This window comes from Streptomyces sp. NPDC056527, from assembly GCF_042794475.1.
In the GTDB taxonomy this organism is placed as follows: domain Bacteria; phylum Actinomycetota; class Actinomycetes; order Streptomycetales; family Streptomycetaceae; genus Streptomyces.
The window spans coordinates 55,010-69,772 of sequence record NZ_JBHTTQ010000017.1 but is presented as its reverse complement, the minus strand read 5'-3'; the positions used below and the strand labels follow the sequence as shown (position 1 = coordinate 69,772).

Annotated in this window: 10 protein-coding genes; 6 read left to right on the top strand and 4 right to left on the bottom strand. The window is 72.4% G+C overall.

The window, feature by feature from the left end; genetic code table 11:
* Positions 1-17: 17 nt before the first annotated feature.
* Positions 18-2,321 (bottom strand): MMPL family transporter, encoded by a 2,304-nt coding sequence (locus ACFQ7Q_RS12380; RefSeq protein ID WP_383553055.1) that lies wholly within the window; start codon positions 2,319-2,321, stop codon positions 18-20.
* Between the two features lie 285 nt (positions 2,322-2,606).
* On the opposite strand from ACFQ7Q_RS12380, the gene ACFQ7Q_RS12375 reads away from it, so the two are divergent.
* Together ACFQ7Q_RS12375 and ACFQ7Q_RS12370 are read left to right on the top strand one after the other, a co-directional pair.
* Entirely contained in the window at positions 2,607-3,074 is a 468-nt protein-coding gene (locus ACFQ7Q_RS12375; protein ID WP_383553052.1) for a hypothetical protein, read from the top strand.
* Positions 3,075-3,141: 67 nt separating this feature from the next.
* Positions 3,142-4,947 carry a chitinase gene (locus tag ACFQ7Q_RS12370; protein ID WP_383553049.1) on the top strand — a complete coding sequence of 602 codons (1,806 nt, stop codon included), beginning with the start codon at positions 3,142-3,144 and terminating at the stop codon, positions 4,945-4,947.
* 213 nt (positions 4,948-5,160) lie between these two features.
* Here ACFQ7Q_RS12370 and ACFQ7Q_RS12365 read toward each other — a convergent pair whose 3' ends face one another.
* The 3 genes from ACFQ7Q_RS12365 to gabT form a co-directional block, all read right to left on the bottom strand.
* The gene (locus ACFQ7Q_RS12365) at positions 5,161-5,784 is read right to left on the bottom strand and encodes a hypothetical protein (protein ID WP_383553046.1); all 624 of its coding nucleotides are present in this window, start codon (positions 5,782-5,784) and stop codon (positions 5,161-5,163) included.
* A 53-nt stretch (positions 5,785-5,837) separates the two neighbouring features.
* Complete coding sequence (locus tag ACFQ7Q_RS12360; RefSeq protein WP_383553043.1) at positions 5,838-6,374, bottom strand: phosphatase PAP2 family protein; 537 nt, start codon at positions 6,372-6,374, stop codon at positions 5,838-5,840.
* Positions 6,375-6,707: 333 nt separating this feature from the next.
* Positions 6,708-8,042, bottom strand: a complete 1,335-nt coding sequence (gabT, locus tag ACFQ7Q_RS12355; protein WP_383553040.1) for a 4-aminobutyrate--2-oxoglutarate transaminase — start codon at positions 8,040-8,042, stop codon at positions 6,708-6,710.
* Between the two features lie 218 nt (positions 8,043-8,260).
* On the opposite strand from gabT, the gene ACFQ7Q_RS12350 reads away from it, so the two are divergent.
* The 4 genes from ACFQ7Q_RS12350 (at position 8,261) to ACFQ7Q_RS12335 (ending at position 14,722) form a co-directional block, all read left to right on the top strand.
* The gene (locus tag ACFQ7Q_RS12350) at positions 8,261-10,393 is read left to right on the top strand and encodes an ATP-binding protein (RefSeq protein WP_383553036.1); all 2,133 of its coding nucleotides are present in this window, start codon (positions 8,261-8,263) and stop codon (positions 10,391-10,393) included.
* A 105-nt stretch (positions 10,394-10,498) separates the two neighbouring features.
* A complete protein-coding gene (locus ACFQ7Q_RS12345) occupies positions 10,499-12,058 on the top strand; it encodes a PucR family transcriptional regulator (RefSeq protein ID WP_383553033.1) in 1,560 nt (519 codons plus the stop codon).
* Between the two features lie 99 nt (positions 12,059-12,157).
* The gene (locus ACFQ7Q_RS12340; RefSeq protein ID WP_383553030.1) at positions 12,158-13,117 is read left to right on the top strand and encodes an EamA family transporter; all 960 of its coding nucleotides are present in this window, start codon (positions 12,158-12,160) and stop codon (positions 13,115-13,117) included.
* 159 nt (positions 13,118-13,276) lie between these two features.
* A complete protein-coding gene (locus tag ACFQ7Q_RS12335; RefSeq protein ID WP_383553027.1) occupies positions 13,277-14,722 on the top strand; it encodes an aldehyde dehydrogenase family protein in 1,446 nt (481 codons plus the stop codon).
* Positions 14,723-14,763: the final 41 nt, after the last annotated feature.

The following is a 14,763-nucleotide window of genomic DNA, read 5'->3' as shown; positions in this document are numbered from 1 at the left end:
CGGTCCGGTCGGCGGGGTCACGGCTTCTGCCGTGGCCCCGCCGAGCTGTTCGCGGTCGTCTCGGCCAGCACGCCCTCGCCCTCGGTGTCCAGGTGCGGCAGGATGCGGTCCAGCCAGCGCGGGGTCCACCAGGCTTTCGGCCCGAGCAGGGTCATCACTGCGGGCACCAGGAGCAGACGAGCGATCGTCGCGTCGATCAGCACGCTCGCCGCCAGGCCGAGACCCAGCATCTTCACCACGATGTTGTCGCTGACGATGAAGGCAGCGAAGACGCTGACCATGATGAGCGCCGCGCAGGTGATGACCCGGGCCGTGATCTCCAGGGCATGCGCGACGCTCGCCTTGGCGTCGCCGGTGCGCAGCCATGCCTCGTGGACGCGGGACAGCAGGAAGATCTCGTAGTCCATGCTCAGACCGAAGACGATGGCGAACATCATCATCGGCACGTAGCTCTCGATCGGCACCTTTCCGGAGACGCCGAGCGCCGGGCCTCCCCAGCCCCACTGGAAGACGGCGACCACCACTCCGTACGAGGCGCCGATCGAGAGCAGGTTGAGGATGGCGGCCTTGGCGGCGACGAGCGGCCCGCGGAAGACCACCAGGATGACGAGGAACGCCAGGGCCACGACCACGGCGATGATGAGCGGCAGCCGGCTGGAGACGATGTCGAGGAAGTCGACCTGGGCGGCGGTCGTGCCGGTGACGTACGTGGTGGCCACGGTCCCGTCGACCGCGTTCGGAAGGACGGTGTCGGTCAGGTCGTTGACCAGCTGCGTCGTCCGCTCGTCCTGGGGCGCGGCGACCGAGTAGGCGGTGCCGAGCAGGACGTCGCCGTCGGAGGTCGGCTGCAGCGGCGTGATCAGGGCGGCGTTCGGGACCCCGGTGAGGGCCTTCTGCGCCTGCGAGGCGAGGGCGGACCGGTCGGCGGCGGGCACCGAGGACTGGTCGATCACCACGGTCAGCGGACCGTTGGAGCCGGGCCCGAAGGCCGAGGACATCAGGTCGAAGGCGCGCCGGTCGGTGAAGGACTTCGGATCGGCGCCGTCGCCGATGTGCCCGAGCTGCATGAAGAACATGGGAATGGCGAGGATGACGAGGGCGACGACGCCCGCGGTCAGGAACCACCAGGGGCGCCGCTCCACCCGCAGCGCGTAGCGGTGCCAGGTGCCGGTCTCCTCGCCCTCCTCGACGTTGGTCTCGGCGACCGGGGTGCGCACCCTCAGCTTGTCGATCCGCCGCCCGATCAGACCGAGCATCGCCGGTACGAGCGTCAGCGCGCCGATCACGGCGGTGACCACGGTGGAGGTCGCCGCCAGACCGAGCAGGCCGATGAACGTCAGCCCGGAGACCCACAGCCCGGACAGGGCGATGATGACGGTGCATCCCGAGACGAGGACGGCCCGGCCGCTCGTGGCGGCGGCGGTCCCGGCGGCTGTCACCGGGTCCACGCCGTTCATCAGCAGCTGGCGGTGACGGGTGATCAGGAAGAGCGCGTAGTCGATGCCGACACCGATGCCGATCATCGTGGCCAGGGTCGGTGAGACGGTCGCGAAGGTCCACACGGAGGCGAGCAGCCCGAGCACCGCGATTCCGCACAGGGCCGCGAACAGGGCGGTGACCAGCGGCAGCACGGCGGCCAGCACACTGCCGAAGCCGATCAGGAGTACGACGATCGCGACCCCGAAACCGATCGCCTCGCTGGTCCGGTCGTCCGCCTCGGGCCGGGCCAGCTCGCCCAGCGAACCGCCGTACTCGACCTCGACACCGGCGGCGCGCAGCGGCTCCACCGCGCTGTCCACACCATCCAGGTAGTCGTCGCCGAGGGTCGAGGGCTGGACGCTGAAGCGCATCGTGATGTACGCGGTCTTGCCGTCCGTCGAGAGCGGTCCGACGTTCGGGGTGCCCGGGGGCGGGGCCGGCGGTGTGGTGCCGGGCGCCGGCAGCGGGTTCTGCGCACTGAGGACCTCCGGCAGCTTCCCGAGGGCGGTGACCGTCGACGAGATCTGGTCGCTCACCTCGGTGAGCGGCTTCGCGGAGTCGTACAGCACCACCTGGGCGCTGTAGCCGCCGGCCGCCGGCTCGTGCTCCCGGAGGACGTCGAGCCCCTCCTGGGACTGGGTGCCGGGCAGGGAGTAGTTGTCGGAGTACTCACCGCCGTACGCGTGCTGAAGGACCAACAGTCCCGCCAGCGCGACGATCCACCCGGCGATCACGATGACGAAATGGCGTGCCGACCACGCGCCGAGCCGCCACAGCAGCCCCTTCTTCTTGCCGGAGCTTCGACTGCCGGGTGCGGCACCCGATGACGGCGGGAACGGCATGAATACTCCCGTGGTGAGCGTGGTGCGGAGGCCCATACGAACACGTGCGTGCGGGCGGGCGGCGGACGCCGCCGACCCGGCCCGCCGCCGTCCACCCGATCGGGCGCGTCCCGGCCGACCCCGGACCCGGGGTGTGCGCCGGGTGTGCGCCCCCGCGCACACCAGTCGGTCGCGATGTGACCCAGTTCACTACCAACCCATGGCCCGAACCCGCGTAATGATCGTCGCCGACCCCGCTCTCTGTGTGTGGACGTCGCGTCCGCACACGGAATGGAGGCCAAGGCAATGACCGCTTCGGGGGCCAGGACCGCAGTGGAATGGCTGGCGTCGGTGGCGCCGGATCCCGACGCCTGCCGCTGGGAATGGGAGCGCAACCCGCACGGGGTGGCGCTGCTGCCCGCGGGCAGGCGCTGGGACGTGCTGATCCTGCCGGGGGAGCTCGGCTGCCCCACGCTCGACGTGCTCACCCGGCTGGTGGCGCGGCCCGGGCCGGTGCTCGCCGACTTCGGCGAGGCCCGTACGGGGTTCTTCGTGCCGCCCGGCACGGCCGCGCGCTGGCTCGGTACGGGGGTGCGCAGCGCCGGTCGCGGCACCTGGATCGTCGTCCCCTACCCGGGGCGGGCCACCGGGGGTGTGCGCTGGCTGATCCCGCCCGACGGAAGCGGGACGCTCAACGACGCCTCTCTCCTGGAGCTGGCGATGCACGAGGCGGCGGGCCGACTGGCCCGGGGGGAAGGGGGGCAGAGGTCTTGACCACTTGATTGGTCTGGACCATGCTGTGGCGCGCTCCACCTCGATTCCCCCACCCCCGGAGGCAGTTGTGGACCGCACCAGACCTCTCACCCTTCTGCTGGCGGGCGTCCTCGCCGCCGGCGGACTCGTCTCCCTCACCCCCGTGGCCCAGGCCGCCGACACCGAACTCGCACGCAACGGCGGCTTCGAATCGGGGCTCGACGGCTGGAGCTGTGCGGCGGGCAGCGGAGCCGTCGTCGCGTCACCCGTGCGCAGCGGGACGAAGGCGCTGCAGGCGACCCCCGCGGGCAGCGACCACGCCAAGTGCTCCCAGACCGTCACCGTGAAGCCGAACTCCGCGTACACGCTGAGCGGTTGGGTGCGCGGCAGCTACGTCTACCTCGGCGCGTCCGGAACCGGCACCACCGACGTCTCCACCTGGACCCAGTCCGCCCCCGACTGGCAGAAGCTGAACACCACCTTCACGACCGGGGCCTCGACGACCTCGGTGACGATCTACACCCACGGCTGGTACGGCACCGGCGCGTACCACGCCGACGACGTCTCCCTGATCGGCCCCGGCGGAGACCCCGTCCAGATACCGGCCACCCCCACCGGGCTCACCGCGGGCTCCCCGACCTCCACCTCCGTGCCGCTGTCCTGGCCCGCCGTCGCGGGCGCCACGTCGTACAAGGTCTACCGCGGCGGAACCCTGGCGGGGACCGTCACCGGCACCTCGTACACCGCGACCGGCCTCACGCCCTCCACCTCGTACTCCTTCCAGGTCTCGGCCGTGAACAGCGCGGGCGAGTCGGCCAGGTCCGCCGCGGTCTCCGCGACCACGACCTCCGGCGGCGGAGGTAACCCCGGCGGCGACCTCCCCGCCCACGCGCTCGTCGGCTACCTCCACGCCGGCTTCGCCAACGGCTCCGGCTACACCCGGATGGCCGACGTCCCCGACTCCTGGGACGTCATCAACCTCGCCTTCGGCGAGCCGACCTCGGTGACCTCCGGTGACATCCGCTTCTCCCTCTGCCCGGCCACCGAGTGCCCGAACGTGGAGTCCGTCGCGGACTTCAAGGCGGCGATCAAGGCCAAGCAGGCCGCCGGCAAGAAGGTCCTGATCTCCATCGGCGGCCAGAACGGCCAGGTGCAGCTCTCCACCACGGCCGCCCGCGACACCTTCGTCTCCTCCGTCTCGAAGATCATCGACGAGTACGGACTCGACGGCCTGGACATCGACTTCGAGGGCCACTCCCTCTCGCTCCAGACCGGTGACACCGACTTCCGCAGCCCGACCAGCCCGGTCATCGTCAACCTGATCTCCGCGGTGAAGTCCCTGAAGGCCAAGTACGGCTCCGACTTCGTCCTGACGATGGCGCCGGAGACGTTCTTCGTCCAGCTCGGCTACCAGTACTACGGCTCCGGCCCCTGGGGCGGCCAGGACCCGCGCGCCGGCGCCTACCTCCCGGTCATCCACGCCCTGCGCGACGACCTCACCCTGCTCCACGTCCAGGACTACAACTCGGGCTCGATCATGGGCCTCGACAACCAGTACCACTCCATGGGCGGCGCGGACTTCCACATCGCGATGACCGACATGCTGCTCACCGGCTTCCCGGTCGCCGGCAACACCGAGCGCGTCTTCCCGGCGCTCCGCCCCGAACAGGTCGCCATCGGCCTCCCGGCCTCCACCCAGGCGGGCAACGGCCACACGACACCGTCCGAGGTGAACAAGGCCCTGGACTGCCTGACGAAGAAGACGAACTGCGGCACCTACCAGACCCACGGCACCTGGCCCGCGCTGCGCGGGCTGATGACCTGGTCGATCAACTGGGACCGGTTCAACGGCTGGGAGTTCAGCCGGAACTTCGACGCCTACCGCTGGAGCTGACGGCGGGTCGAGGGCCTGCGCGGCGAGCCGCGCCGGTGGACGGCCTGCCCGGGAGTCGTGCTGGTGGTCGGATGCCCGGCGGGGCAACTCCGGTGGACGGCCTGCCCGGCGAGCCGGGCCGGTAGTCGGACGCCCGGCGGGCCGAGCCCGGTGGGCGACCTGCCCGGTCGGTCACGCGATCGCTCGCGTGGCCGACCGGGCCGCGGCGCGCGTTCAGCCGGCCGTGGCTGCCGTGCGCGGTTCCAGCCCGGCGCGGCGCAGGGCCCGGCCCATGGCCGGGAGGTCCGGGGCGCTCCCGTCCTCCGGGGCGGCGTAGGACTCCAGCAGCTCGGGCGTCAGCCGGTACCCCTCGGCGTGCTCCATGAGGAGCTCCGGATCCGGCCCGTCGTGCCGGATGTGATCGTTCAGCAGGCGCAGGGCGTCGTCCCGGTCGACGAAGCGGCTCATGCCGCAGTCGAGGCCGTCGTCGTCCAGGTCGTCGGGGTACGGGGCGCGGGCCCAGGCGCCGTTCTCGTACCAGTAGACACAGCCCAGTTCGTTCCCCGCGAGCCGGTCGCGCAGCTCCTCGTACGGGAGCCAGTCGGGGCCGCCCGCCAGCATGTCGATCGGCGTCTCGTGCCACTTGACGCCGCTCGACTCGTCCTCGCCGAACAGCACGTACCGGCCCTCGCCGACGCGGGAGAACGTCCACCAGGTGCAGCCGCAGTCGTCGAGGTGGAGGCCCTCCTCGTCGATCCAGTGGCCGGTCCGGTACCTCTTGCTCTCCTCCGCCTCGGTGGTCGCCTCCAGTGCGGCGACCAGCGCCCAGCGTGCCCACAGCAGCTCCGGGGACGGCAAGTCTCCTGGCAGTCCCGGCCGTTGAATCGTCATCCCGCTCTCCGGATCGTCGGTCACGAACGTGAAGGGCGACCGTACCGTTCGGCTACGACAGGCCAGGTGAGCAGGGGCACGCACAGGGCGAGCGAGGCCAGCACGTCCAGCGGCCAGTGGTAGCCGCGCAGGATCAGGCCGATGCCCGTCAGCGCCGTCAGGACGGCGGCCACCGGGACGAGACGGTTCGAGACCAGGAACGCGGCGCCGAAGTACGCCACCATCGCCGTCGCCGTGTGGCCCGACGGGTAGTAGCCCGCGGCCCAGGGCTCCAAGGGGCCCGGGCGGGCGGTCCACTCCTTCAGGGGGAGGACGAGGGCCGGTACGAGCGCCATGGTGACCCCCGCGCACAGAGCCTGGGCGCGCCGGCCGCGGAGGATCGCGTACGCCATCGCGCACACGAGGACCGGAAGGGCGACCGTCATATTGCCGAGATCGGCGCCGAGTTCGGAGAGCCGTCGGGGAACGGTGTCGACGAGAGCGCGCGAGAGGCGTTCGTCGAGCCGGGCGAGAGGGCCCCCGACGAGGACCTGCCAGGTGACGAGGGCGAGAGCCACGACCGCCGAGAAGACAGCCGGCCTCCCCGGAACAGGGGGGGTGGTTCCGGGGAGGCCGCCTTGACCGGGCCACCGCGCGCCCCGGGGGGTGTGGGGCGAGCGGCCATCCGATCGGTGAGGAGTTCCGGAGCCGGAGGCTCCAGTGGTGTGCGCGAAGGCACGATCAAGGCGGGGCTGGGGAGGCTCCGCCCTGTTGTCGCCCGCAGTCTCCTGTGAGCGAGGTGTTTCTCTCATCTGCAGAAACCGTACGGCAGAGAAAGGGGGACCGACAGCCGGAACTCCATCCCGCCATCGGCCCCCCACACCTTCTTCACACCCTGCGCCGAAGAGGCGTCAGATCTGGCCGAACGCGCTCTCGATGACGTCGAGACCCTCGTTCAGCAGGTCCTCGCCGATCACCAGCGGCGGCAGGAAACGCAGCACGTTGCCGTAGGTGCCACAGGTCAGGACCATCACGCCCTCGGCGTGGCAGGCCTTCGCCAGCGCGCCCGCGGCCTCCGGGTTCGGCTCCTTGGTCGCCGGGTCCTTGACCAGCTCGATCGCGATCATGGCGCCGCGGCCGCGGATGTCGCCGATGATCTCGTACTTCTCCTGCATGGCGGCCAGACGGGCCTTCATGAGCGACTCGATCTTCTTCGCCGCGGCGTTGAGGTCGAGCTCCTTCATGGTCTCGATGGAGCCGAGCGCACCGGCGCAGGCCACCGGGTTGCCGCCGTAGGTGCCGCCGAGGCCGCCGCCGTGGACGGAGTCCATGATCTCGGCGCGGCCGGTGACGGCGGCGAGCGGCAGACCGCCCGCGATGCCCTTGGCGGTGGTGATCAGGTCCGGGACGATGCCCTCGTCCTCGCAGGCGAACCACTGGCCGGTGCGGCAGAAGCCGGACTGGATCTCGTCGGCGACGAAGACGATGCCGTTGTCGTTGGCGAACTTCACGATCGCCGGCAGGAAGCCCTTGGCCGGCTCGATGAAGCCGCCCTCGCCGAGGACCGGCTCGATGATGATCGCGGCGACGTTCTCGGCGCCGATCTGCTTGGAGATCTGGTCGATCGCCTGGGCGGCGGCCTCGGGGCCGCAGTTCTCGGCGCCGGTGGGCCAGCGGTAGCCGTAGGCGACCGGCACGCGGTAGACCTCGGGCGCGAACGGGCCGAAGCCCTGCTTGTACGGCATGTTCTTCGAGGTCAGCGCCATCGTCAGGTTCGTACGGCCGTGGTAGCCGTGGTCGAAGACGACGACGGCCTGGCGCTTGGTGTACGAACGGGCGATCTTGACGGCGTTCTCGACGGCCTCGGCGCCCGAGTTGAACAGCGCGGACTTCTTGGCGTGGTCGCCCGGGGTCAGCTCGGAGAGCGCCTCGCAGACCTCGACGTAACCCTCGTACGGCGTCACCATGAAACAGGTGTGCGTGAAGTCGGCGAGCTGCGCGGCGGCGCGGCGGACGACGGCCTCGGCGGAGGCGCCGACGGAGGTCACGGCGATGCCGGAGCCGAAGTCGATCAGGCGGTTGCCGTCGACGTCCTCGATGATGCCGCCGCCGGCCTTCGCGGTGAAGACGGGCAGCACGGAGCCCACGCCGCCGGCCACGGCGTCGAGGCGGCGGGCCTGCAGCTCCTGCGACTTCGGACCGGGGATGGCGGTGACGACGCGCCGCTCCTGCGGGACAGCGTTCATGCGGGGCTCCTGGGGGTGTTCTGGACGCACTTGTGGGTTTCTTCCGCAGGCTAGGCGCGGGGGAGGGGCGTGGGCATGCGCCGATCGGGAGTGTTGGGGGGTGTGTCGTTGTCCGGTGTGGACATGGCGGCCGCGAAACCGCTCCGCGGCGTCCCATGCCCACTAGATTGACGGTGGCACAGATGCGGCGACCCGGCTGGTCAGGGGGCAGGGGTTTCATGGAGACCGAAGGCACGTACGAGTCACGCGACACGCGGGGGAGCGCGGTCCCGCGCCCGGCGGGTCCGCCCGTGCCGCCCGGCCCCCCGCACCAGGGCCCCGCCCTACCGCCGCCGCCCGCCCACGCGCCCACGCACGGAACCTCCCTGGGTACCTGGCTGCGTGTACCGCGCCCCGAGGCCGAGCCCGGCGTCTGGCGCTACGGACATGTGCCACGGCCGGCCGAAGCGCCCGACGACGTGCCCGGGCGGCAACTCCTGAGCGGTGCCCTGATCTCGTTCCTCGCCGGTCTCCTGCTGTGGTCGCTGCACGCCAACTACTACATCCCTTACTGGCTGGACCCGCTGTACTGGACCAGCGCCCTGGTGAAGCTCAGCGACAACGCGGTGGTCAAGGGGATCATCGGCGGCATCATCGACATCGCCCTGCTGGTGGGTCTGGTCGCCTTCTTCTACCGCGTCGGCCGGTGGGGCGAGGTGGGCCGCCGTTATCTGCTGCCGCTCTTCGGTGTACGCCGCGCCGACGCGGGCCCCAAGCCCCCGCGTCCCGTTCTGGAAGGCTCCCCCGAGGACCCCGCGCAGTGGTGGCAGCTGCGTGCCGCCGGGCAGGCGGAGGTGGCCGACCGGCTGGCCGAGGAGGCTCGGTCGGGCCGGATGGGCGACGTCGACTACGCCAGGATCGTGCGTGCCTGGCACACGGTCCAGATCAACCCCTCGCGCCTCGGCCCCTTCGTCGACGCCGTGCTCCGTCATGGCGCGGCCGCCTTCGCGCACCCGTCCGGCGTCCGCGACCTGCCCTTGCGGTCGGCACGCCACGACCTCTACGCGCACCAGGTGAAGATCGGCACCGCTCATCCTGGCGAGCGCAACCCCTACCCCCGCCGCACCACCGGTGTGGCGCTCGAGCCCGGGTTGCTCGGGACCTCGTTGGTGGCTGTCGGGCCGGCCGGGGCCGGGAAGACCGTGCGGCTCGTGCGGCCCGTGGTCGAGTCGCTCTGTCTTCAGGCGCTCGCCAACCGTGCCGCCGTCGTCGCCGTCACCTCCCACGGCACCGCGCTCGGCCCCGACGAAGGCTTCGACGTCGTCGTCTCCGTCGGGCGGGCCGAGTCCACGCACGACCTCGACCTGTACGGCGGCGCCGACGATCCCGACGAGGCCGCGCGGATCCTCGCCGAGGCGCTCGTCGGGGACCTCGCCGCCGACAGCCGGCGCGCCGCCACCGCGCTCGCCCAGCTGATCGGGCCGTTCCGGGCCGCGCACGGGCGCTTCCCCGGCGTGCCCGAGCTGCGCGAGCTGCTCGGCGGGACGCCCGGGGCCTTCGCCGCGCTGCGCGAGGCCGTCGCCGGCGACCCCGCCCAGCTGCGCGAGCTCGACGCCCGGCAGCGCCAGGCCGATCGCGGCGACGACGTCGGCGTCCTCCTCGCCGAACGCATCGCCTTCCTCGACCGCCCCGCCTTCGCCCGCTTCTTCCGCACCGAGGACTCCGAAGGAGCCAAGCCGCAGTTCTCCCTCCGCGCCGTCGAGCACCCCCTCCGCGTCCGCGTCGACCTCCCCGAACGCGGCCACGCCGAAGCCTCCCGGATCGTCTCCCGGCTGCTGCTCGCCCAGTTCGCCGAGGCCGTCCTCGCCCGCCGCGACCGTTCCCTCTTCGCCTGCCTGGTCCTGGACGACGCCACGTACACCGTCACCGGTGACTCCGTACGCGCAATCCAGCGGCTCCGTTCCGCCAACGCGGGCGTCGTCCTCGCGCTGCGCAGTCTGGAGGACGTGCCCGAGGCGCTGCGGGGGCCGCTGCTCGGGGCGGTCGGCTGCCGGATGGCGTTCGCCGGGATCGCGCCCTGGGACGGCGGACGGTTCGCCGAGACCTGGGGCACGGAATGGGTGCAGACCCGGGACGTCACCAACCGGCAGATCATCTCCGACGAGCCCCTCACCAAGGCCCTGCACTTCATGCGGCGCCTCGTGACCGGCAAGGCGACGACCGCGGAGGCCGTGACCGTACGGGAGGTGGAGCGCGAGCGCTGGTCGGCCTCCGACCTCGCCCACTCCGTCCCCGCCGGGCACGCCGTCCTCTCCCTCACTCATGTCCGGGGCGAGCACACCCCGCCCCTTCTCGTGGATCTGCGGAGCTGAGGCGGAGCCGACGCGGAGCCGGAGCGGCCACCGGCGGGCCCTGGCACAATCGAGGGCGCCGCTCGGCTGAGCGGCGCCCCCTCCCCAAAGGTCCGACGGTCCCCAATGCCGCCCACCCTCGCCTCACTCGTCCAGCACTCGGCGCTCAAGCTCACCGTCCGCGCTGGTGAGGACCGCCTCGACACCCCCGTGCGCTGGGCCCACGTCAGCGAGCTCGCCGACCCCGTCCCGTACATGGAGGGCGGCGAGCTGCTGCTCACCACCGCGCTCACCCTGGACGCCGAGGACTCCGAGGCGATGCGCCGCTACGTCCGGCGGCTGCTCGCCGCGGGCGTGGTGGGGCTCGGCTTCGCCATCGGCGTCAACTACGAGGACATCCCGCAGCCCCTCGTGGACGCGGCGGGGGCCGAGGGGCTGCCGCTCCTCGAAGTGCCCCGGCGCACCCCGTTCCTGGCGATCAGCAAGGCCGTCTCGGCGGCGATCGCGGCCGATCAGTACCGGGCCGTGACGGCCGGCTTCGAGGCCCAGCGGGAGCTGACCCGCGCCGCGCTCGCCGAGGGCCCGGACGCGGTGATCGCGCGGCTCGCGGCCCATGTGGACGGCTGGGCGGCGCTGTACGACACCTCCGGCACCGTCCTCGCCGTCTCGCCCGAGTGGGCGACCCGCCGGGCCGCCCGCCTCACGCCCGACGTCGAACGGCTCCGGGAGCGGCCCGCGCCCGCGAGCGCGGTCGTCGGCGGCACGGACGACCGGGTGGAGCTCCAGTCGCTGGGAACCGGACGGCGGGTCAGGGGCGCCCTCGCGGTCGGCACCGGCGCGCCGCTCGGGACGGCGGAGCGGTACGCGGTGCACTCCGCGATCGCCCTGCTGACACTCACCACGGAACGCTCGCGCTCGCTCCAGGCGGCCGAGGCGCGGCTGGGTGCGGCGGTGCTGCGGATGATGCTGTCCGGCCAGCCCGACCACGCCCGGGCGGTGGCGGGCGACCTGTACGGCGGCCTCCTCGACGCGCCCTTCCGGCTGCTGATCGCCGAGACGGCGGCGGGGGAACGGGAGGGCGAACCGCCGCTTCCGGTGCTCGCCGAGGAGCTGGAGTCCGCCGCCGCCCGCGCGGGCGAGACGGTCCTGACCGTTCCGGAGGGCGAGGAGCGGCTCCTGGTCCTCGCCGGGGACGGCGGGGCGGTCGTCACGGCCTGCGAGAGGTACACGGAGCGGGACGCGGAGGAGACCGGCGTCGTCGTCGGCCTCTCGGCGCCGGCCGGGCCGATCGCAGCGGCGACCGCGTACAAGCAGGCCGAACAGGCGCTGTCGGTGGCGCGCAGGCGCGGCCGGGCGCTGGTCGAGCACGAGGACCTGGCGGCGGGCTCGGTCCTGCCGCTGCTGGCCGACGACGCGGTCCGCGCCTTCGCCGACGGGATGCTCCGCGCCCTGTACGAGCATGACGCCACGGGCCGCGGCGACCTGGTGGCCTCCCTGCGGGCGTGGCTCTCCCGCCACGGCCAGTGGGACGCGGCGGCGGCCGACCTGGGCGTCCACCGCCACACCCTTCGCTACCGGATGCGCCGGGTGGAGGAGATCCTCGGCCGCTCCCTGGACGACCCGGACGTCCGGATGGAGCTGTGGCTGGCGCTGAAGGCGACCGGGGCGGACGCGGAGGAGCGGTAGACCCGTTCCGCCGGCGCCACCGCCTCGAATGCGCCGATCCTGCCCGATGACGGGCAGGATCATTGATCATTCGCCCTGGAACTCCCTACTCTCCTGGTCATGACAAGCCCCGCGGCCGATCCCGCCTCCGAGGAACGCACCTCCCGACCCGCCGCCCCCGGAGGCGCCCCCCGCCGCATCTCCGGCGCCGTCTGGCTCGCCCTCGGGATCGTGTACGTCGTCTGGGGGTCCACCTACCTCGGGATCCGGATCGTCGTCGAGACGATGCCGCCGTTCCTCTCCGCGGGGATCCGGTACGTCGCCGCCGGTCTGCTGCTCGCCGTGATCATCGCCTGGCGGCAGGGTCCCGCCGCGCTGAAGGTGACCCCGCGCCAACTGGGATCCGCGGTCCTGGTCGGCCTGCTGCTGCTCGTCGGAGGCAACGCGCTCGTCGTCCTCGCCGAGACCGACATCCCCTCCGGCCTCGCCGCGCTGCTCGTCGCGAGCGTGCCCGCCTGGGTCGTCGTCCTGCGCGCGTCCGCCGGTGAGCGTCCCGGTCGCGGCGCCTTCGCCGGAGTGGCCCTCGGTCTCGTCGGCCTCGGCGTCCTCACCCTCCCCGGCCTCAGCGGCGAGGTCAGGATCGGCGGCGTGGTCCTCGTCGTCGTCGCCGCGCTCCTCTGGTCGATCGGCTCCTACTCCTCCGGCCGGCTCCCGATGCCCGCCAACCCCTTCTCCGCCAGCGCGTACGAGATGTTCGCCGGCGGCCTCGGGGGACTCGCCGTCGCCCTGGTCCGCGGCGAGCACCACGGCTTCGACCTCGGCGAGGTCTCCAGCCGCTCCTGGATCGCCCTCGGCTACCTCGTCCTCTTCGGCTCGCTGATCGCCTTCACCGCCTACGCCTGGCTCCTCCAGACCGCCCCGCTCTCCCTGGTCGCCACGTACGCCTACGTCAACCCGGTCGTCGCGGTGCTCCTCGGCGCCCTCGTCCTCGGCGAGGCCCTGACCTGGCCCATCGCGCTCGGTGGCGCGATCGTCGTGGGCGGGGTCTGTCTCATCGTCTCGACGGAACGGCGGGGATGATCATCGTGGGCCGGTGAGGGCCGGGGCCGCCTTCCGCCAAAGCGGACAGGACGCCCCGCGCACCACTCCACGGCGGACAAGCGCCACTCCGCCCGCTTCGCCCTAACGTGGCACGAGAGCGATCGCTCGCACCCCCGATACGGAAAGGGCCGGGACGCAATGACGACCACCCACGCCTTCTGGCTCGCCGGCCGCGAGGCCACCGGCGAGGCCACCTTCGACGTCACGAACTCCTTCGACGGACGTCTGGTCGGCAAGGTCAGCGTGCCCACCGAAGCCCAGGTCGAGGAGGCCGTCGCCGCCGCGCACGCCGTCGTCGACGAGTTCGCCGCGACGCCGGCGCACGTCCGCGCCGCCGCCCTCGACCACGTGTCGAAGCGTCTCGCCGAGCGCACCGAGGAGATCGCCCAGGTCATCTCCGCCGAGAACGGCAAGCCCATCAAGTGGGCCCGCGGCGAGGTCGGCCGCGCCGTATCCGTGTTCCGCTTCGCCGCCGAGGAAGCCCGCCGCTTCAACGGCGGCGAGGCCCAGCGCCTCGACACCGAGGCCGGTGGCGTCGGCCGGCTGGCGATCACCCGCCGTATCCCCAAGGGCGTCGTCCTCGGCATCGCGCCGTTCAACTTCCCGCTGAACCTCAGCGCCCACAAGGTCGCCCCGGCCATCGCCGTCGGTGCCCCGATCATCCTCAAGCCGGCCCCGGCCACCCCCATCTCGTCCCTGATCCTGGGCGAGCTGCTGGCCGAGACCGACCTGCCGGCCGGCTCCTGGTCCGTCCTCACCGTGCCGAACGACCGGATGCCCGCCCTCGTGAAGGACGAGCGCCTCCCGGTCATCTCCTTCACCGGCTCCGACAAGGTCGGCTACGCCATCCAGGAGTCCGTGCCGCACAAGCACTGCACCCTGGAGCTCGGCGGCAACGCCGCCGCCGTCGTCCTCGGCGACTGGGCGTCCGAGCAGGACCTGGACTGGGCGGCGAGCCGTATCGCCACCTTCTCCAACTACCAGGGCGGCCAGTCCTGCATCTCCGTGCAGCGCGTGATCGCCGACGCCTCCGTCTACGACCGGCTCGTCCCGAAGGTCGTCGCCGCCGTCGAGGCGCAGGTCACCGGCGACCCGGCGGACGACACCACCGACGTCGGTCCGCTCGTCGACGAGAACGCCGCCAAGCGCGTCGAGGGCTGGGTGGACGAGGCCGTCGCGGCCGGCGCGAAGCTGCTCGCGGGCGGCAAGCGCGAGGGCGCGACCTACGCCCCGACCGTCCTCACCGACCTCCCGGCCGACGTCACCCTGGCCCGCGCCGAGGTCTTCGGCCCGGTCCTCACCATCGCCAAGGTCGACGGCGAGGCCGAGGCCTTCGCCGCCGTCAACGACTCGGACTTCGGCCTCCAGGCCGGCGTCTTCACCCACGACCTGCAGACCGCCTTCCGCGCCCACCGCGCGCTGGAGGTCGGCGGCGTGATCATCGGCGACGTCCCCTCCTACCGTGCCGACCAGATGCCGTACGGCGGCGCCAAGAAGTCCGGCGTCGGCCGCGAGGGCGTCAAGTACGCCATGGACGACTACACCTACGAGCGGGTCCTGGTCCTCACGGGCCTGGCGCTGTAACCCGTATTCAGTAGTCCGTACGAACTCGTACGGAACCCTGA

What these genes read in the sequence shown, in the direction of transcription:
- ACFQ7Q_RS12345 (WP_383553033.1), top strand. Translation starts at nt 10,499, where the DNA reads ATGCCGCCCACCCTCGCCTCACTCGTCCAGCACTCGGCGCTCAAGCTC.
- ACFQ7Q_RS12375 (WP_383553052.1), top strand. Translation starts at nt 2,607, where the DNA reads ATGACCGCTTCGGGGGCCAGGACCGCAGTGGAATGGCTGGCGTCGGTG.
- ACFQ7Q_RS12380 (WP_383553055.1), bottom strand. Translation starts at nt 2,321, where the DNA reads ATGCCGTTCCCGCCGTCATCGGGTGCCGCACCCGGCAGTCGAAGCTCC.
- ACFQ7Q_RS12350 (WP_383553036.1), top strand. Translation starts at nt 8,261, where the DNA reads ATGGAGACCGAAGGCACGTACGAGTCACGCGACACGCGGGGGAGCGCG.
- ACFQ7Q_RS12340 (WP_383553030.1), top strand. Translation starts at nt 12,158, where the DNA reads ATGACAAGCCCCGCGGCCGATCCCGCCTCCGAGGAACGCACCTCCCGA.
- ACFQ7Q_RS12335 (WP_383553027.1), top strand. Translation starts at nt 13,277, where the DNA reads ATGACGACCACCCACGCCTTCTGGCTCGCCGGCCGCGAGGCCACCGGC.
- gabT (WP_383553040.1), bottom strand. Translation starts at nt 8,042, where the DNA reads ATGAACGCTGTCCCGCAGGAGCGGCGCGTCGTCACCGCCATCCCCGGT.